The sequence below is a fragment of the Asaia bogorensis genome (assembly GCF_900465345.1).
GTDB classification, from domain to species: domain Bacteria; phylum Pseudomonadota; class Alphaproteobacteria; order Acetobacterales; family Acetobacteraceae; genus Asaia; species Asaia bogorensis_A.
Genome location: NZ_UEGO01000035.1, coordinates 20,724 through 39,479, shown reverse-complemented (window position 1 = coordinate 39,479; position 18,756 = coordinate 20,724). Strand labels below are relative to the sequence as shown.

The following is an 18,756-nucleotide window of genomic DNA, read 5'->3' as shown; positions in this document are numbered from 1 at the left end:
CCGGTCCGGCTCGACACCCGTATTGGAACTCGAAAGTCGAGCGATATTGTGAAGCTCACCATCCTGACGCTACAGGACCGAAGGCGATACGTTGCGGATCCGCAACGGAGTGACTCATGACCTTGATGCGTAAGCATTGGTTCTATCCCTATATCGTCATGTCCTACATCGCTGTGTTTCTGTGGCTCTCAGGTTTTCAGAATTCCCCAGTGAAGGCGGCCCACCAGACGCTCATCGGTACGACGTGGATAAGCACGCTCGTCCTTGCTTGCTGGGTGTGCTATCGCCCCCCCCCACGCTCATGCGTGGCCTTGTGCGCAGCCTTGCCCTTGGAGGTTCTGGCTTATGGATAGCGCGCCATACACTGCCCAGCTTCGATGAGGGTACAACCCCTCATATCGGGTGGGTCCGCTTCATCAGCGTCGGCCTCGCCGTTCTGTGCGAAAGCACCGTCCTGATTGCTGCTATGCGACTTGTATTCGGCAAAACTGGCGATCCAGACAAGCTGAAGGATCTTGGATTACCGCCTCTTGTCGTCAGGGCCATGCTTGCAGAAGCTCGTTTCTAACGCTGGGTCTGGCACGCTCTGACCGGGCCAAGATGATCAGGAAAGGAATAACAAACCGGTTCTTTCACTGTTGACGCTGACTGTCGTTTTTGTCCGCTTCAAAAGCATTTCATTGTAACATAATGACCGTAACAAGCGGCATTCGGTGTAAACCGGACCGGCTCGCTGCGGAAAATATTTGTACCATGCGCACCCATCACTGAATTGAGGAGCCTCGTGTCCCCTCGAAGTTGATGCAAGGTCATGGGGCCATCATGCGCCATTACCGCGAGGCATCCGGACTTATGAGTCAAACGGGTCGCTCCTGCGCCTGAAACCGATTGCCAAACGGTTGAACAGGTTCATCAGTCCGACAGCGATGGTCAGGTCCACAATTTCCTTCTCAGAGAACACCTCGGAAAGCGTGCAAAATTCGGCGTCAGGAATGACCGTCTCTCGCACGCAGGTGACACTCTCCGCCCAGGCAAGGCCGCACATTCGCGCGCGCTGAATGTTACCTCCACCTCACGCCATGCCTGAAGCACACCGAGTTTACGTGGGGAAACGCCCTTTTCGAGCAGGGTTTTCGTATGGAGATCGAGACAATAGGCGCAGCCATTGATCTGTGAAATGCGCAGATAGATCAACTCGACCAGAAGCGCATCGAGTCCCGAACGGGCAATGTAGCGATAGACGTCACCCAATGCCCTGACACCCTGCGGGGCAATCGCTTCATAATCCAGACGCTGCGGCATGTTTTTGTCTCCCGGTGGTGATGTGTCCCGATGTTCCTCCCATGGGTCCTGCCCCATCGGACAGGACGAAGAATGATGTTTTCAGCTGGACCTCCCATCTTGGTACACGCGAAGAACAGGTTTCTGGTCCTGTCGTCGCAGGGCGGATAGACCCAAGAACCATCACACTTCTTCTCTCGCCTTGCGGTGCCCAAGCGATGCAAATTCTTCATATCGATTGCAGCCCTCGCCCTGACGGGCAAAGCCGGATCATTTCGGCGGCTATCGTGACGCGTCTCCGCGCGCTCGAACCCGATGCTGCCATTGTCTGGCGCGATATCAGTGCTCTGCCGATGCCCGATGCACCCTACGCTGCACTTCTGGCACACCCTGATGATGTGACGCCCCCTGCTGCGCAGGGATCGATTACCCTGTCAGAAACACTCATCAGGGAAATCGAGGCTGCCGATATTCTGGTGCTGGGTACGCCCGTGCATAATTTCACGGTTCCCGCTTCCCTGAAGTCCTGGCTGGACCATGTTGTGCGCGCGAACCGGACGGTTGCGCTAAGTGCTCAAGGCAAGAAGGGCCTGCTGACGGACCGGCCTGTACTTGTGAGTGTCGCAGCAGGTGGCGTCATCCTCGGCGAAGATGCCCAGCAGCCCGATTTTTTTACTCCGTATCTCAGGGCAGTTCTCGGCTGTATCGGACTTCATGACCTGCATATTGTTTCGGTTCAGGGTACGGCATTCTGCGATGCCTCCGCGAAGGCCGCGGCCCTGAAGAACGCCCTGTCAACGCTTTCACCTGTCCTTTCCGCCTGCACCACATCCAAGTCGTCACGCGAAATCCCGGCGCCACATGTCTGAGACGGGCTCCCAGGCATGACCGCACCCACGGCCCCGCTCGCGGGACTCACACTCGACAGGCAGAGCACGCGGACCCTGAGCGAGCAGATCGCAGGGCATATCGAAAGTGCCATACGCTCTGGCGCCTTGCCCGAAGGCAGTCGCCTGCCGTCCTGGCGTGATCTGGCGACGCAACTTGGCGTCGCCCGTGGGACCGTGCGTGCGGCCTATGATCGCCTGATCGATCGCGATCTGCTTTATACTGCCGGGGCAGCCGGAACACGCATAGCCTCCCGACCGGAATGGCCAGGCCGAATGAAACAGGCCGATACGGACAATCCACCGATGTCTGCTGCGGCATCGCGCCTGGATGACGAGACCGGTTACGGGTCTCTTGCCCTTTTCCGGCAGAGGGATACAAGGCCACTATCATTCCAGATGGGTGTCCCCGCGCATGACGTGTTTCCTGCCACGCTCTGGGCGCGTCTGCATCGGCAGGCTGTGCAGGCTTCTGCGCTCAATACAGGCGTCATGGACCCGCGCGGCCTGCCGGAATTACGGACCGCACTGGCTTCTCACCTTGCTCTGGCCCGCGGGCTGGATTGCAGCCCTGATCAGATCCTGATTACGACGGGATTTCGCAGTGGGCTTGCCATGGTCCTGCGTGCCATTGATTGCGCAGGCAAACAGGCCTGGGTGGAAGATCCGGGCTTTCCCATCACGCGTATGGCGCTCGAAAGTGCCGGTGTGCACCCTGTGCCGATTGCTGTGGATGACGAAGGACTGGATGTCGCGCAGGGGCAAGCCACCGCTCCCGGTGCAGCATTCGCGCTTGTTACCCCTGGTCAGCAGGCACCCATGGGGGTTTCGCTCAGCGCAGCGCGTCGCCGTGCCTTGCTGCACTGGGCGCGGCTAAGCAATGGCTGGATTATCGAAGACGATTATCTGGCTGAACTGCATCTGGACGGCCGCTCGCCCCCGGCCCTGGCCTCGGGTGAGCATGCTGATCGTGTGATCCATATCGGCACATTCAGCAAGACACTTGCCCCTATGGTCGGGCTCGGCTTTGTCGTGGCGCCGCCCAGCTTGCTCAAACGCCTGACCGAAACCGCTTGGTGGCTGGCCACCCCGCCCAATAACGCGGTGCAGATTGCCGTGACGCGGTTCATGCGCGAAGGGCATTATTTCCGACATCTGCGACGCACGCGCGAAGCCTATACCCAACGGCGTGACCTGCTGCACCAGACATTGCGGCATTGCCGGGCGCCCGTGGCCCATGATGCGGGGCTGTCCGTCATCCTGCCACTCCCCTCGGGCTATGATGATGCGCGGCTGGCGCAGCAGGCGCGGGCAGCGTCCCTCGGGATTACGCCACTCTCGGCGTGGTTCGCCAAGGGGTCACGCGCCCGGTCAGGCGTGTTGCTGGGCGTGGCCAATATACGCCCCGAGCAGGTCGAGGCCGATTGTCAGACACTCCTGAGCCTTATGGGCACGGGGCCCTGACAGGGACACACGCCCCGCTTCCCTGCGCCCCCACTACCCACGCACCCTACCCTTTTCAATTTCAGGACAAGGACGATCAACCATGCCCGGCTTCCGACGCGGCCTTCTGGCTCTTCCCTTTCTATTTCCGATCTGGGGGTCCAGTCAGGCGCGAGCCGACACAGCGCCTGCTCCTGACTCAGCAGCTTTCATTGCCGAAGACCCGGCCCTGTCGAAAATGGTTGGCCGCGCCATTCCGGCTTTGCAATGGCAAACGCTGGACGGGCAGACGCTGGATCTCGCGGCACTGACCCGCAAGGGGCCTGTCTATCTCAAGCTCTGGGCGACCTATTGTATTCCCTGTCGCGCCCAGATGCCCGGCTTCGAGGCGCTTTATCAGCGCTACAGGACACGCATGAGCGTCATTGCCGTCGATATCGGCTTTGGGGAAAACCGGGACAAGGTTGCCGCTTTTATCAAAAAGACCGGACTGACGATGCCGGTCGTGATAGATGACGGCAAGCTGAGCGACTGGCTGCAGATTCGTGCCACTCCCCTGCATGTGTTGATCGACCGCGATGGACGACTGACCTATCTCGGCCATCAGGATGGCCCAGCCCTCGATGCAGCGCTTGAGCGGGTATCGGCCAGACCACGCACAGCGGGTGAGATCCACTTCGCCGACATCACCCCCACACCACCGCTGACCACCGGGGAACGGGTTCCCGAGATCACACTAAGCGATACGACAGGTGCCACGGTGCCTCTGCGCCAGTCTGGCGCGACCAGAAGCCACAAACCGCAGATTGTCCTGTTCACGGCGCCCTGGTGCGAAAGCTATCTCGCCACGATGGACCCGCCGACCGCCCGCGCTTGCGTCAACACACGTCGCGTGGCGCAAAAACTCGTCGGGCACATCGCAGCAGACTGGGTTGTCGTGGGGGCAAGGCTCTGGACAGAGCCTGCAGACATGGGCCCGTTCCAGACCCTTTACGGCCCCGGATTCCACGTGCTGCTTGATCGGGATAATCTCGCTTTCACGCGGTTTGGCGTACGTCAGATCCCGGCCATGGCACTCATTACGAAAGACGGCCGCCTGTCACGGATGATCGACGGATCGGACCCCGATCTGGCCTTGCAGATCAAGGCATTTGCGCGACAGGAACAATAAGCCTGCCCCCTGATGGCTGCTGGACGCCCCGGAAGCATCTGCGCTTTCAGGCTGAGAGTTGTTGCAGCCAAACAACCCCCTGTGGGCCAGAATCAAGACGCTATGGTCACCAGTGTTCAGGATTCTGGTGATCAGGTGAGCGTCTTTCCACCTTTCCTGACGGCGTCCCAATCCAGATCGAAACGTGCCAGATATTTGCGCAACCGGTCTGCATCATTGCGGCTCGAACGCTGCGTACGAGAGACAGAGAACAGGGTTCGCCCTGCGTCAGACAGGCTGGACGACATGCGGCATATCCGCACGACCGTGGCCAACTGAACGCGATCGAACATATCGATTGCGGCCGGATCCGGAACGATATCGGCCAGCATGGCCATATCGTCTGTGGGAACAGAACCCGCAGCATCCTGCCTTGCGGGACGCCAGCGCGCCGACAGCTCTGCAATTTCCTCGTCGATCATGGGTACCGTGATGCGACCGCGTTCGGCCAGCGTGCATAGCCTGAGCAATGAGTCCGACAGATCGCGATAATTGCCCGACCAGGCCGCATCGATCGATGTCGCAAAACGCATATAGCGCGCCCGTGCGCCCGGAACGAACCCGGTTTTGGTTCCTGAACGGCGTTCGGCTGCGTCAAGCGCGTGATCAAACGCCGCTTCAATATCTGCAAGACGTTCCCGCAAGGACGGCAGACGTATGATCCAGGGAAAAACGGACTCCATGCCCGCCCCGTCCCGCGCGGTCGCAATCAGGCTGAACTGTGCATCCAGATCGGTCTCGCCACCCAGCGGACGGTAGCGTTTTGCCACCACCGCGCGAAGAAGAGTTTCGCGCAGGGCCTGTGGCACATTTTCCATGCCGTCGATCAGGAGCGTGCCACGATGGGCCTGTGCCAGAAACCCTGCCCGTTCGGTCCCGGCCGCACTGCCGAGGCCTCGTTTCTGACCCAGAAGCAACGCGGTGCCATCCTGCGTGGCAAGCAGACTGCCATCCACCCGAACGAGCGGTCCGCGCAGCAAACGGCGCTGAATACGCAGATCATGAATATTGGCCGCAAGCGTGCTCTTGCCGCAGCCCGCCGGGCCGGTAATCAGGATGGGGGCATCTGACCTCAGGGCTATCTGCTCAAGCCGCCCGATCAGGCGATCAATCGCGGGGTCGGCACCCGAAATACCGCTACGCAGCAAGGTGGAATGTTCGGCAGAGGCGATCTCGAAGCGATGCCTGATCGCGTCATATCGTGCGAGATCGAGATCGATGAGTGTTAGGCGCCCGTTGGGTCCCGTATCGGGACGCGGGGGCTCCATCTGGATAAGGCGCGCCGGGACGTAACGACTTTCTGTGAGCAGATACCAGCAGATCTGCGCGACATGCGTGCCTGTTGTCAGATGGACGAAGTAACGCTCCCGGTCCTCATCGAAACCGTAGGCGAGAGCAAAGTCATAAAGCTTGGCATAGACCTCCTCCAGATCCCAGGGATTGTCGAAATCAAGCACGGTCAGACGCACTTCGGTATCCGGCGAAATGGCCGCAATGTCACGGGCAACGTGGTGGGCCAGTGCCTCGGCATATCCGGGATAGAGCAGTTCGAAGCGATCGACCGGCAGGGAATCATGGCCGCAAAGCCTGGCGCTTGGCTGCCATGACCCGACTCCGCGTGTGCGATCAATTTTGACGCCAAGCAGACCGATAACCACGTTTCTCATGAGACGATTATTCCAGATAAAAGACGATACGCATAGATCAGAACCGGAAAGGTCGATTTAACAAGAAGCCAGGTTTTCTCTATCTATATCAATGCCTTATCCTGAAAATCGAGTTTTCTTCCGGCCAAACCTGCTGCCATTCATGCTTGAGCCAGATGCAAGCGACGAAAAGAAAGGACATGGCCATGAGCGCGCCTGTAGAGATCGACGGCAAAATTCTGATTGAATGGGGCCACACACCCGGGCCCGCGTTTGGCGCAGCGCTTGAGCAGGCACGCGCATTGGCAGCAGAAGGGCGTGATGAGGCCGCCATACGCGCTGCCGTGGCTCCGGCGCCATTACCGCCCAAACTTCCGCTTCAGGACGCCGATACAGTACCGCTTCATGTTTCGCTGGATGCCGAAACACCCGATGAGGCGCTCAACCGTGAGCGTGTCATCGAGACGATGCGAACGCTGATGCGCACACCCACGGTGACAGCGGCAGCCATCATGCCCGATGCCTGCCCGGCGGGGCCGCTCGGCACTATTCCGGTCGGCGGCATTGTCAGCACGCGCAATGCCATCCATCCCGGCATGCATTCACCCGATATCTGCTGCTCGGTGATGATGACGGATCTGGGCATGGTCGATCCTGTGGCTGTGCTTGATGCGGCCTCCGGGGTTACGCATTTCGGTGCGGGCGGGCGCGATCAGGGGCGACGCTTCACGCTCTCGCTCGATCTGCTTGATGCGTTCAGGGCCAATCCTTTCCTCAGCCACCAGAAAATGCTGCACACGGCGCAGTCCCATATGGGTACGCAGGGGGATGGCAATCACTTCCTGTTTGTGGGGCGGTCCCGTGCGACAGGTCATACCGCCATCGTGACGCATCACGGGTCACGCGGGCCAGGTGCCCAGCTCTACCGTGCCGGTGTGGAGGTCGCTGAACGCTGGAGGCGTCGCCTGTCGCCCGAGACATCGCGGCAGAATGCCTGGATCCCTGCAGATAGTGATGAAGGGCGCGATTACTGGGAGGCGCTCCAGATCATACGCCGCTGGACCAAGGCTAACCATAACGCCATTCATCAGGCGGTAACGGAAAGCTTGCGCGCTACGCCGGCAGAGCGTTTCTGGAACGAGCATAATTTCGTGTTTGAGCGCGACGGGCTGTACCATCACGGCAAGGGGGCGACCCCGGCCTGGGGCAGCTATGCCAGCGATGCGACAGGCAAGGTGCTGATCCCGCTCAACATGGCCGAGCCGGTTCTGGTCGCACGGGGGCGCGATGCTGGTCACGCCCTGGGCTTTGCGCCCCATGGTGCGGGCCGTAACATGTCGCGCACCGAGCATCGCCGCCGCATGGGTGATGCAACCCCGGAAGCGCTGCTTGCCGCCGAGACACAGGGGCTGGATGTCCGGTTTTTCGGGGGGAGGATCGACGTATCCGAGCTCCCATCGAGCTACAAACGGGCTTCAAGTGTCGTTGAGCAGATCGGGCGTTATGATCTGGCGGATATCGAGGATTATATCGATCCTGTCGGCTGCATCATGGCCGGTGATATGGCGCCGCCCTGGCTGAATGGCCACCGCTCGGGTCGTCGGAACTAGCGCGACCTGGTGCCGGCTATCCTGCAGGCACGGCACCGCAGAATATCACCCCTGACGACAGCCTCCCGGTCGGTATGGCCGGTATGGAACGACCAGCAACTCTGGCTCCGCACGGGCCGGCGAAGAGGCGCTCATACCATTCGCACCCCCCCTCGGACGAGAGGTGATGGATCAGGCCAGACCCACGCGCTTGCGCAGTTTGCGCAGTTCGCGTCCGGCCTCGATCATGAGGCCATGCGGCGACAGAACTGTTCGCTTGATATCGAACAGCGTGACATCGCCTGCCGCAGACAGGGTGTGCATGCCTTCATCATAGGGTGCGTAAACCGGCGGTATGGGCAAGGCTGGCCCGCTGCGGGTTACAACGCGCTCGGTGGTGAGCACATCGAACCAGAGGGGGCGGATGGCGCCACCATAGGTATGAGCGCAATCCTGAACCGGCAGCATGAGCTTTCCATCAATCATGACCGGCGTGCCTCCCGCCCGCGCGCTGGAAGGATCGAGGCGTATCGGGTTCTGACCATGACGCGTCCAGGGGCCCGTCAGGCTTTGGGCATAGGCGACATGCAGACGGCTTGGGGCTTTCTTGGCGGCTTCGACAGGGGTGTAGATCATCCACCAGAGATCGTCATGGAAGCAGAGCGTGGCATCAACCGCGACTTCACCACCCAGATCGATCTGGCAGACGGGTTCCCATTGATCGGGGAAGCACGTGGCACGATAAAGTGTCTGTGTGCCCGAGCGATGCGCCTCGGGGAGCATCCAGAACGCGCCCTCTGCCTCGATGATCTGCGGGTAGGAAAGATGCCAGGGTTCACGCAGCACGATCTGCTGGCTGAGAAGCCGATACTCTAGGTCGTAGATGAGCACCTCAATCTCGCCAATGCGGTTGCGGTAGTCATAGATCTCGACAAAGACGTGCAGCCTGCCCTCGTACCACACCCCGAACGGGTCGGCACGAAACTGGAAGTCACGCGGCATGTCCGGCAGAAAGTGGCAGGGAATATCTGTCCAGTCGGGGTTTTCGAGCAACGTTGCGAGCGGGGCCTGCAAGATGCCGGTTCGCCAGATATCCTTGCGCAAGCTCATGTGATGTCTCTCCGGTAATCAATACGCCACCCGACCAGACCGCAACGGGGCGGGTGGCCTGTCAGGGGGTGTCAGCAGACAGAAACAGGCAGGATTGCCCGGAAGGTATCCACGCTCGCTGCTGCATTGAAGGCTTGTCCAGCGTCACCCCGGACGGCCATGAAGGCACCGCCTGCCTCGAAGCGGCAGGCGCAGAAACATGGTGTGGTGTGGCCTAGCGCAGATCGACGCGAATACGCCCCTTGGGGCTGGAACCATCGGTCTTGGCCTCAATCTGGACCTGATTGGGCGGTGCGCCCGATGCCACGATCTGATCCGCCACATCCTTGCCGTCCTGCTCGGTCAGTGTCTCGATCGATTTCACCTGCGCTGCCGGACTACCTGTCTCGGGGGAGAGCACGGTGACCACAAACAGAAGGTCGGGCTTGCGTGACAAAGCGAGCTTCGTACTGCGTGAGACAGCTGGTGCCCATTCCGCCTTGGGTGTGCCTGCAACAATCTGCAGGAAGGGTGCGGGCGCGGGCTTGCCCGGAGGCGCAGGCGGATAATGGGGCTTGGGTGGCTTGCCCGCATTGGGGTTGAACAGCCTTTGATCGGGCGGGGTACAGGCCGTGAGCGCCCCCGAGACGAGGCACAAACCGGCGATCGCCAAAGACCGAAATTTCAGGAAACCACAATTTGAAGCATTCGTCATCGTCATGACCTAAAGAACTTGCAGGAAGACCGCACACAAGCAAGAGAGCGGGAACAGAAAGACCAGTTTTCACGAAAATATCGATAAGATTTTTGGTAGCCCCCTCTCGTCTCGTCTTCCAAGGGTGCTATGGTTTCATCTCTTATAACGAAACCGCCTACTGGCCGGGAGACTACAATGGCTGTGAAAATCGCGATCAACGGTTTTGGACGTATCGGACGTCTGGTGCTGCGTGGCATCATTGAAAGCGGACGTACGGATGTCGTGCCGGTCGCCATCAATGACCTCGGCTCGGTTGAAGAAAACGCCCATCTGCTGGCTTATGACAGCGTTCATGGCCGTTTCCCCGGCACGGTTCGCGTTGATGGCAGCAACCTGATCATCGAAGCCAATGGCCGCACCTATGGCCCCATCCGTGTTTCCGCCGAGCGCGACCCGACCAAGGTGCCGTTCGAAGGCGTCGACGTGGCCATGGAATGTACCGGCCTGTTCACCAGCAAGGAAAAGGCTTCGGCCCTGATCAAGGCTGGCGCACGCAAGGTCCTGATTTCCGCTCCGGGCACCGATGTCGATGCCACCATCGTCTATGGCGTGAACAATGCCATGCTGACGAAGGACATGACGGTCATCTCCAACGCATCCTGCACGACCAACTGCCTGGCACCGGTTGCCAAGGTGCTGGACGAGGCCTTCGGCATCGAATGCGGCTACATGGTGACCATCCACTCCTACACCGGTGACCAGCGCACGGTGGACACCCACCACCGCGACCCGCGCCGCGCCCGCGCTGCCGCCCTGAACATGATCCCGACCTCGACGGGCGCTGCCAAGGCCATCGGCCTGGTTTTGCCGCACCTCAAGGGGCGTCTGGATGGCACCTCGATCCGCGTGCCGACGCCGAATGTCTCGGTCGTCTCGCTCGACTTCATCCCGAGCCGCGCACCGGGTTCCGTCCAGGCCATCAACGACGCCCTGCGCGCCGCTGCCGAAGGCCCGCTGAAGGGCGTTCTGGACTACAACGAAGCCCCGCTGGTGAGCACGGACTTCAACCACTCCTATGCCTCCTCCACCTTCGATGCCACGCAGACGGCCGTGATCGATGGCGGCAAGATGGTGCGCATCTGCTCGTGGTACGACAATGAATGGGGCTTCTCGAACCGCATGTCCGACACGGCAGCGCTTTTCGGCAGCCTGTAAGCAACAAGAAACCGGGAGAAAGAGCATGGCCAGTTTCCATACGCTCGATGACCTGTCTCCTGAGGGAAAGCGCGTCCTTTTGCGCGCTGACCTCAACGTGCCGGTGCGTGATGGCGCCATCACGGACACGACGCGTATTGATCGCGTCATTCCCACCATCTGCGAGCTGGCCGACAAGGGCGCGCGCGTGATCATCCTGAGCCATTTCGACCGCCCCAAGGGCCAGGTCGTGCCCAGCATGTCACTCGCCCCTGTTGCCGAAATGCTGGAGTCAAAAATCCAGCACAAGGTGCATTTCGTGTCCGACTGCGTTGGACCGAAAGCGGAAGAAGCCGTTGCCAATCTTAAGGATGGCGAAGTCTGCGTTCTCGAAAACACCCGCTTCCATGCCGGTGAGGAAAAGAACGATCCAGCTTTTACAGACATGCTGGCCCGTCTGGGCGATGTGTATGTCAATGACGCTTTCTCGGCGGCCCATCGCGCTCATGCCTCGACCGAAGGTCTGGCCCATCATCTGCCGGCCTATGCCGGTCGCCTGATGGAAGCGGAGCTGAACGCCCTGACCGCAGCGCTCGAACTGCCTGAGCGCCCTGTCGGTGCGCTTGTTGGCGGCGCGAAGATCTCCACCAAGCTCGATCTCATCGGGAACGTACTGGGCAAGGTCGATGTGCTGTTCATTGGCGGCGCCATGGCGAACACCTTCCTTGCGGCGCAGGGCGTCGCTGTTGGCAAGTCGCTTCAGGAAGCCGACATGCATGAGACAGCACGCAAGATCATGGCACAGGCCAATGACGGCAAGTGCGAGATCATCCTGCCGGTCGACGCCGTGATCGCCCGCGAATTCCGCGAGGGTGCCCCTTCGGAAGTCTGTGACATCCATGCCGTCCCGGCCGATGCCATGATTCTCGATGCTGGCCCTAAGACGATCGCGCTGATCAACGCCAAGCTCGAGGGTCTCAAGACCCTTGTCTGGAATGGTCCGCTCGGCGCCTTCGAGATCAAGCCTTTCGATACGGCCACGGTTTCTGTCGCCCGCAAGGCGGCTGAACTGACCAAGGCAGGCAAGCTCAAGACCATCGCCGGTGGTGGCGATACCGTCTCGGCGCTGCGCCATGCCGGGGCTGCCGACCAGATGAGCTATGTCTCGACAGCCGGCGGTGCCTTCCTCGAATGGCTGGAGGGCAAGCTTCTGCCCGGTATTGCAGTGCTCACCGACGCTGCTCACAACGCTTTCCCGATCTGATCGGGAACAGCTTACCCGCCGGGTTGCATCACGTTTGATGACAGCGTGATACAATCGGCGGGTTTCGGTTGCATAAGATTTTCTGACCTGGATACAGTCACGTCAGCCGGTAATCGAGTCCGGTATTTTCGTGAAATACTGCACCAACGGAAAGAGGATCGCGCTGTTGCGTTTCTGTTCTGCCTTGATACTCGGCCTTGTGAGTTGCGCCTCCATCGCCCCGCTTCATGCAGCGGAAACCGGTGTAGCAGGACAATTTGCGCCGCCTGACGCCTCCCCGGCCCAACCCGGCAATGGACCCGCCCCCGACAATGCGGCGACGCCCGGAGCCGAGACGCAAAAAACACCCAGCCATGTGCGGTCCCTCCGCTCAGGCCTCAACACGGTTTCGGCTTTCTCACTGGAGCCAGAAACAGCAGACGCCCCCCTGATCAGACAGGCCTCGCTGACCGTCAGGGCGCAGGCACCGGCATCGCATGACGGCTTTACCGAAGCACCCTTGCCCGATGACTCGCTCGACGCCCCCAAAGAGCGTGTCGGGGATGACGATACGAAGCTGCGCCCTGATTTCTTCCAGCGTAACCATCATCAGGTTGGCGATGCATTGGCCGGTGGCGCGGGTGCCAACGACCAGAGACGCGGGCATGGCTCGATGGCCGCGGGCGTTGCCGTCGCAATCCCCATGGACTGAACCCGACCGCAGGGCCGTCACGCAGGCTAGAACCCTGCCACCAGATTGAAATCGCAGAACACGCCCCGATCGCCGCGACTGGCTGCGCGGCGCAGACGCCAGCCTGCGTCGACCGTCATGTTGAGATGCCGATTGATCTTGCTGTTCAGATCGGCCCCGATACTGGAAAGCGTTACCACACGAGGCCCGATACCGGCCGGATGAACCTGTGAATTATCACCCCAATCCCAGAAAGCGCCGAGCGTATTGGTGTCTTCCAACGCGCTGAACCCCGTCCATTTGCCAAGCGAGAAGCCCTTGGTATTGATCTCCTCGCTGAACATCAGGCCACGACTGCCGAAGGACGTGTTGACGTAATAGCCACGCACCGTGCCCATACCGCCAATCATCAGCTGCTCGCTATACAGCAGGTTATGGGTCGCGCCCTGCCACGCGGCACGCGTATTGGCCTTGAACCCCCAGGGAAGCGATAAGGCGCGCTTCAGGGTCAGGCGGTCATAGACGTAATTCGGCTTGGCGTTAGGGAAGATCGTCTCATACCAGCCCCGCTTGTTATAGGCTGAAATGCCGGGCGGCCCGTAAACGATCTGGTTGTTGATCTCGGTCTTACCCAGAGGGTCCTGCAGCGATCCCATGAATCCGGCGACAAACTGGTTGGTCTCGGCATTGGCCAGAATGAGTGGCACAGCCGCGCTGAACTGGTCCGAGATGGTCGATTTCCAGTCAAAACCAAGCTGTGTCGTGCCATCAAGGCCGAACAACGTACCAAGGGCGATATGGGGCAACATATGCTGCCAGCGCAGAGATGCCTGACCTGAAATACCCTTATTGGTAAGGGGCTGATCGGCCACCGGATAAGAGACTGAGTAACTTCCGAATACCAGCAGGGCATCGCGGGAAGTCAACGGAATTTCCCAGCTGCCATTATGCCCCGTGAAACGCCCCGAGACACTGCGCTGCAACTGATAGGTAAGGATATGCCCCAGATTGAAGGCATTGCCCCATGATATGCCAAGATCCCAGTTCACGCGGCCCAGCGTGGGATCGAGCTGGTTGTTGTAGGCCCCGTAAACATAGAGCGGCAGGCGATCGGCAACCTTCAGGTCGACATCCGTCAAACCCGGCGCGGCACCGGGGCGGTAGACCATATCAACGGTCCGGAACGGGTTGCTGTTGACCCAGCTCAGATCGGTCTGCAGGCTATCCAGCGAGAGTGTCTGACCTGTTTGCAGCCCGCTCTGGTTGCGAATGGTGCGGTCGAAAAACCAGCGATTGCCGACGACCCGTATCGCACCGATGCGATATTCGAGGACATCGATATGCAAGATGCCCTGATGGATCTTCTGGGGCGGTACGCTGACCGTCACGAAGGCATGACCCCTGGCGCGATAATACCCGACCACGGCATCGATAAGCGCCTGCATCTGCCCGAAGCGCAGAGCCTGCCCGATGAACGGCGTCATGATGGCTGTGAAATCAGGAGAGCGGAGGATATCGAGCCCGGTAGTGGTCAGGGAGGAGCGCCCGTCCTGTTCGCTGATACGCCCTGCAGGCTGGATGATGAGTGCACGAAGCTGGGGCAGCACCAGGCGGTCCGACTGCAAGGCAACGGGCGCGAGATCGTGTGTTCTGCTCGCAGGTGCTGACAGATCCGGAAGATTTGCGCTGCGGCTGGCTGCGCCGGAATGAAAGACCGTCTGAGCCTGCGCCAAGGGGGAATTGGCCATAAAGATGACGGCGCAGCAGAGAGCACCGGCCCTGACGAGTCTGACCGCGAAGGGCGTGCATCCTGCCCTCTCCTGTCCCGAATGACCCGAAGCGTGCCCGCGCAGCCCCTTCATGGTCTGGCTTCCTGCCGGGTGGATGCAGCAGCCCGGTCGTCCTTTGCAACCGGTGCAAGGCGCGGCTCTGCATGGTCGGGGCGTTCTGTCGTCAGCAGCACATCGCCATCTGGCAAGGCGACGGCATGATTGGCCTGTCGCATACCATCGCGATTACCCGCCAGAGCAAACACATTACCCCCGGCTGAAGCGAGCGAGGCCGCGGCATCATGAATCATGGCCGCCTTACTCGCGCCATGATGACGGCATGGCTCGGGCAGCACATACACGCCTGCGGGGCCAAAAGAGGCGTTCATGGTGGCCTGCGGACGTATCCCGCTATTACCTGCCCATTCGTCATGGTTACGAGCTGTTTTCAGGGGGGCGGCCTGATCCGTCACACCAATCATGACAGCCTCGTCCTTGCGGGCGCCAATCCCTGCGCCGGCACTTCCCCTCAGGGCCGGTTCGGATGGCGCACCGCCCGCAACGAACTGGCCGGATGCTACGTTGTCTGGCGCCGGGCAGCCGCCAGACACAGCCTGTCCGTCAGGCCCGATCAATGTGCCGGCAGGAGTGACGCGATAGGTCTCGCCATTCAGTCCGACCTCTGCCTTGACGGGAGAGGGCCGATTGCCAACGACGCTATCGAGCGTGCCATTGGCCGAGGCCGAAGCACGCGCACCGGGAGCAAAACCGCCCGCCGATTGTGCTCCCTCCGCCCGCTGCGCGTGGCACGGGTTTACCCCTGCGCCAAGCAGCATGATGCCGGGGAGAACAACAGGAAGCGATGACCGCCAGAGACGGCGAAGAGCATGAGGGCGACGCATGTTAACCGGGCAGGAAGACGAGGAAGGGTTCAGTATATCACCAAACCGTGATCAGTGCTGCTCGTTCCGGGTTTTTCTTCCGCCGCCCCCTGCCCCGGACCCGTAACAAACAGGCCGGATAACGGGAATACAGGTCTCTAAGCCTGCTCGGTCAGGCCATGACTCAGGCATGGCCCGCCCGGTGACAAGGCCAGATCAGAAGCTGACGCCAGCCTGCAGGAAGGCATAGCGGCCGACAATGAGGCTGCCATACTGATAGATATTGGTGTTGGTGGCCGCATCCATGACGAAGGGCGGCTTCTTGTCGAGCAGGTTGCTGACGCCCGCCTGGAAGTTCCAGCGGTTGAGGCGATAGCCCAGCGTGATGTCATGTGTGAAGATACCGGGGGTCTTGTACTGTCCGGCTGTCTTGGCCGTCAGATCGGTCACACCGTTATTCCACACCATGCCGCCGATATAGCGCATCATGTAGGTGAAGCTGAAATCGTCATGCTGCCAGGTCGCCTGGGCATAATCGCTTACGCGTGGCTGGCCGCTTCCACCGGCATAGAACAGACGGCCAGTGTAGTTGTACCACTTACCATTGGGTACGTTCTGCTGCAGGTAGCTGACAAGCTGCTGCATGTTGTTCGACACGGTGAGGCTGTCATGGGGCGTCAGACGCACATGATAGTCGAGATCGAAATCAATGCCGCTGGTGCGGATTCCGCCCAGATTCTGATAGAATGCGTTGACCGAAGTCAGCTGCTGCGAGGAAGAGCGCGCAGCGATAGCGCCGCAATTGCTGGTATCTGCACCGGTATAGCACTGGTCGAGAATATACTGCGTGCCCAGCGTGCTGATCGTGTTGTTGAGCGAATAATGCCAATACGTGACCGAGGCAGAGAGACCCGGTACCCAGCGCGGCGTGACAACCGTGCCGACCGTATAGGTACGACCACTCTCAGGCTGCAGCTTGGCGTTGCCGCCGGAAACCGTCGGAACCTGCCCCGTGTTCTGCGGAACGAAAGTCGCCGTATTGATCCCTTCGCTTGCGCAACGGGCCTGAACAGCGGCGGCCTGTACGCCGTAACTGGAAACGGCACTGCAGGGATCGTAAGCTGACGGGTAGCCGAGGCTCTGACCGCCATAGAGCTCATAGACGTTGGGCTGACGGTAAGACGTTCCGAGCGTCGCACGGAAACGGATATCGCGCACCGGGGCCCAGTTGATCGAGACCTTCCAGTTCTTGGTCGATCCGAAGGTATTGTAGTCTGACCAGCGGCCCTGACCGTCAATGGTCAGATCCTTGGCAAGAAAGGCGTTCTGAAGCAGCGGGATCTGACCTTCGGCATAGACTTCGTTCACATTGAATCCACCGCCGCTATAGCTTGAGGCATTGCCCGTGGAATCACCGCTCACAACGATCGGGTCGGGCGCGCTGCTCAGCTGCTCGCTGCGATGCTCCATGCCAAAGGCGATACCGACATTGCCGCCATGCTCGTAGGGCATCTTGACGACGCTGCTGTTATTGATGCGCAGGTTGAAATCGCGCAGCTGATATTCAGCATGATCGTGCTGTGTGAACTTGCCATAGGCGGCAGCCTCGGGTGAAAGCGGCGCAAGCGGATTGGACAGGACGCAGCCTGGCTGGCTGGTGCAGACGGTCGGGTCATACACAATCTTGCTGCCCGGATTGGTGGGGTCGAGCTGACGCACACCGGTCATCTGCAGCAGATGACGATAATTGCCCATGTTCTGCGTGTTGGCGGTCCAGCGGCTCTGGCCGTATGTCATGGACGCATCATATTCCCAGCCACGCCAGATCTTGCCCTTGGCACCACCGATAACGGTCCAGGTGTCGGTCGCGTAATCCATCTTGCGCGGACCGAGATCATTCATACGACGCGACATGATCGCGTCACGTCCCCAGATATTATAGGGGCTCCCTGCCGGGATGGTCCAGGACGACAGCAGCGGAGACGGCTTGATACCACCGGAAACCGGGGCTGCAGCCATCTGCCGTGCCGTTGTCGTATGGCTGTACCGCACATTGGCATAGGGCTTGAAATGGCTGTCCACATCGTAATGGGCATCGCCGGACAGGGCTGAATTCTGGTTATAATTCTGCACCATCGTGTCTTTGGCAAAATTATACCGGTCGGCATTGCTGTAGCGATGAAAAGTGCCATCCCCATTCGAGACCAGATTGGTTCCTGTGCGCGGGTCGGTCACACGGCCAGCCGGAATGATGGAGGAGCCATAGAGCGGTGTGCCGGTCACCGGGTTGCTCTGCTGCGGGTTGGCCGCCCAGGCACGGTCCTGGCTCATGATGCCGCCAGATGTATTATACTGGCCAAAAAGGGTGACGTTGCCCTTGCCGTGATCGAAGTTGAAACCCTTCATGGCGGAAAGCAGGCCCGTCTTGGCATCGCCGTATTGCGAGATCCCGCCACGCATGGTGATGGTCGCCTTGGTGACGTCATGACGCAGCTTGATGTTGATCACGCCGGAGACGGCATCCGCACCGTAAAGCTCGGAGCCGCCATCCTTGAGCATTTCGACGCTGGCGATTTCCTCGATGGGGATCGTGTTCAGATCGACGCAGGATGTGGCCGCGTTAATTGCCGTGCGCTTGCCGTCAATCAGGATGAGCACTCGCTTGGAGCCGAAATTGCGGATATCGGTGCAGCTCACACCACCACCGCCATTGGTCTGCTGGTTGGGCGTGCCCGACGAACCGACCGAGGGGAGGCGCTGGAGATAGTCACCCAGCGAAACAGCCGAAGTCTGCTGGATCTGTTTGGCAGTCACGATCTGAACGGGGTTGGCCGAGCTGTTGTTCGAGCTGCGCAGATACGATCCCGTTACCATGATCGTTTCTGATTTGGGCGTGGCCTGTTTGGTCTTGACCAGGGTCTTTTTCTTGGTGGCGGTTGCATCCATCGGCACAGTGGCCGCCATGGCTGCCGAGGTGGATAGTCCGGCCACTGCCGTAAACGTCAAAAGGAAAGATCTGCGCAGGCTCAACGCCATAGGTCACACGCTCCACACGTAACGTAATTCATCTGAAACGTAACGCTGTCATAACGAGGAGCTGGCGCGTGCGACGAAATATTTCTTCTTTGTGTCGAAC

The 18,756-nt window shown here is 60.1% G+C and carries 14 protein-coding genes; 7 read left to right on the top strand and 7 right to left on the bottom strand.

Going from position 1 to position 18,756, the window contains the following annotated elements; all coding sequences use genetic code 11:
• Positions 1 to 930: 930 nt before the first annotated feature.
• The gene (locus tag ED655_RS13530; RefSeq protein WP_205836049.1) at positions 931 to 1,302 is read right to left on the bottom strand and encodes a carboxymuconolactone decarboxylase family protein; all 372 of its coding nucleotides are present in this window, start codon (positions 1,300 to 1,302) and stop codon (positions 931 to 933) included.
• 197 nt (positions 1,303 to 1,499) lie between these two features.
• On the opposite strand from ED655_RS13530, the gene ED655_RS13525 reads away from it, so the two are divergent.
• From ED655_RS13525 to ED655_RS13515, 3 genes are all read left to right on the top strand, one after another.
• Positions 1,500 to 2,150 carry an FMN-dependent NADH-azoreductase gene (locus tag ED655_RS13525; RefSeq protein ID WP_122050667.1) on the top strand — a complete coding sequence of 217 codons (651 nt, stop codon included), beginning with the start codon at positions 1,500 to 1,502 and terminating at the stop codon, positions 2,148 to 2,150.
• A gap of 15 nt (positions 2,151 to 2,165) precedes the next feature.
• Positions 2,166 to 3,632, top strand: a complete 1,467-nt coding sequence (gene pdxR / locus ED655_RS13520) for a MocR-like pyridoxine biosynthesis transcription factor PdxR (RefSeq protein ID WP_122050613.1) — start codon at positions 2,166 to 2,168, stop codon at positions 3,630 to 3,632.
• Positions 3,633 to 3,714: 82 nt separating this feature from the next.
• Positions 3,715 to 4,782: a TlpA family protein disulfide reductase gene (locus tag ED655_RS13515; protein WP_122050612.1), complete on the top strand. Its 1,068-nt coding sequence runs from the start codon at positions 3,715 to 3,717 to the stop codon at positions 4,780 to 4,782.
• A 131-nt stretch (positions 4,783 to 4,913) separates the two neighbouring features.
• On the opposite strand, the gene ED655_RS13510 is transcribed toward ED655_RS13515, so the two are convergent.
• Positions 4,914 to 6,488 (bottom strand): RNA repair transcriptional activator RtcR family protein, encoded by a 1,575-nt coding sequence (locus ED655_RS13510; RefSeq protein ID WP_122050611.1) that lies wholly within the window; start codon positions 6,486 to 6,488, stop codon positions 4,914 to 4,916.
• Between the two features lie 185 nt (positions 6,489 to 6,673).
• On the opposite strand from ED655_RS13510, the gene ED655_RS13505 reads away from it, so the two are divergent.
• The gene (locus ED655_RS13505; protein WP_162993533.1) at positions 6,674 to 8,077 is read left to right on the top strand and encodes an RtcB family protein; all 1,404 of its coding nucleotides are present in this window, start codon (positions 6,674 to 6,676) and stop codon (positions 8,075 to 8,077) included.
• 171 nt (positions 8,078 to 8,248) lie between these two features.
• Here ED655_RS13505 and ED655_RS13500 read toward each other — a convergent pair whose 3' ends face one another.
• On the bottom strand, positions 8,249 to 9,166 hold the full coding sequence (locus tag ED655_RS13500; protein WP_122050609.1) for a glucosamine inositolphosphorylceramide transferase family protein: 918 nt from the start codon (positions 9,164 to 9,166) through the stop codon (positions 8,249 to 8,251).
• A gap of 214 nt (positions 9,167 to 9,380) precedes the next feature.
• The gene (locus tag ED655_RS13495) at positions 9,381 to 9,866 is read right to left on the bottom strand and encodes a hypothetical protein (protein ID WP_146926520.1); all 486 of its coding nucleotides are present in this window, start codon (positions 9,864 to 9,866) and stop codon (positions 9,381 to 9,383) included.
• A gap of 171 nt (positions 9,867 to 10,037) precedes the next feature.
• Between ED655_RS13495 and gap the strand changes: the two genes are divergently transcribed.
• The 3 genes from gap to ED655_RS13480 all read left to right on the top strand — a co-directional run bounded on the left by gap (position 10,038) and on the right by ED655_RS13480 (position 12,991).
• Positions 10,038 to 11,057, top strand: coding sequence for a type I glyceraldehyde-3-phosphate dehydrogenase (gene gap / locus ED655_RS13490; RefSeq protein WP_035444442.1), 1,020 nt, complete (start codon positions 10,038 to 10,040; stop codon positions 11,055 to 11,057).
• A gap of 25 nt (positions 11,058 to 11,082) precedes the next feature.
• Complete coding sequence (locus ED655_RS13485) at positions 11,083 to 12,300, top strand: phosphoglycerate kinase (protein ID WP_122050608.1); 1,218 nt, start codon at positions 11,083 to 11,085, stop codon at positions 12,298 to 12,300.
• 166 nt (positions 12,301 to 12,466) lie between these two features.
• Positions 12,467 to 12,991, top strand: coding sequence for a hypothetical protein (locus tag ED655_RS13480; RefSeq protein ID WP_122050607.1), 525 nt, complete (start codon positions 12,467 to 12,469; stop codon positions 12,989 to 12,991).
• A gap of 26 nt (positions 12,992 to 13,017) precedes the next feature.
• Here ED655_RS13480 and ED655_RS13475 read toward each other — a convergent pair whose 3' ends face one another.
• The 3 genes from ED655_RS13475 to ED655_RS13465 all read right to left on the bottom strand — a co-directional run bounded on the left by ED655_RS13475 (position 13,018) and on the right by ED655_RS13465 (position 18,566).
• On the bottom strand, positions 13,018 to 14,832 hold the full coding sequence (locus tag ED655_RS13475; protein WP_122050606.1) for a ShlB/FhaC/HecB family hemolysin secretion/activation protein: 1,815 nt from the start codon (positions 14,830 to 14,832) through the stop codon (positions 13,018 to 13,020).
• On the bottom strand, positions 14,829 to 15,641 hold the full coding sequence (locus tag ED655_RS13470) for a hypothetical protein (RefSeq protein ID WP_122050605.1): 813 nt from the start codon (positions 15,639 to 15,641) through the stop codon (positions 14,829 to 14,831). Before ED655_RS13470 ends, ED655_RS13475 begins: the two co-directional genes overlap by 4 nt.
• 195 nt (positions 15,642 to 15,836) lie before the next feature.
• The gene (locus tag ED655_RS13465; RefSeq protein ID WP_408735685.1) at positions 15,837 to 18,566 is read right to left on the bottom strand and encodes a TonB-dependent receptor domain-containing protein; all 2,730 of its coding nucleotides are present in this window, start codon (positions 18,564 to 18,566) and stop codon (positions 15,837 to 15,839) included.
• Between the last annotated feature and the right edge of the window lie 190 nt (positions 18,567 to 18,756).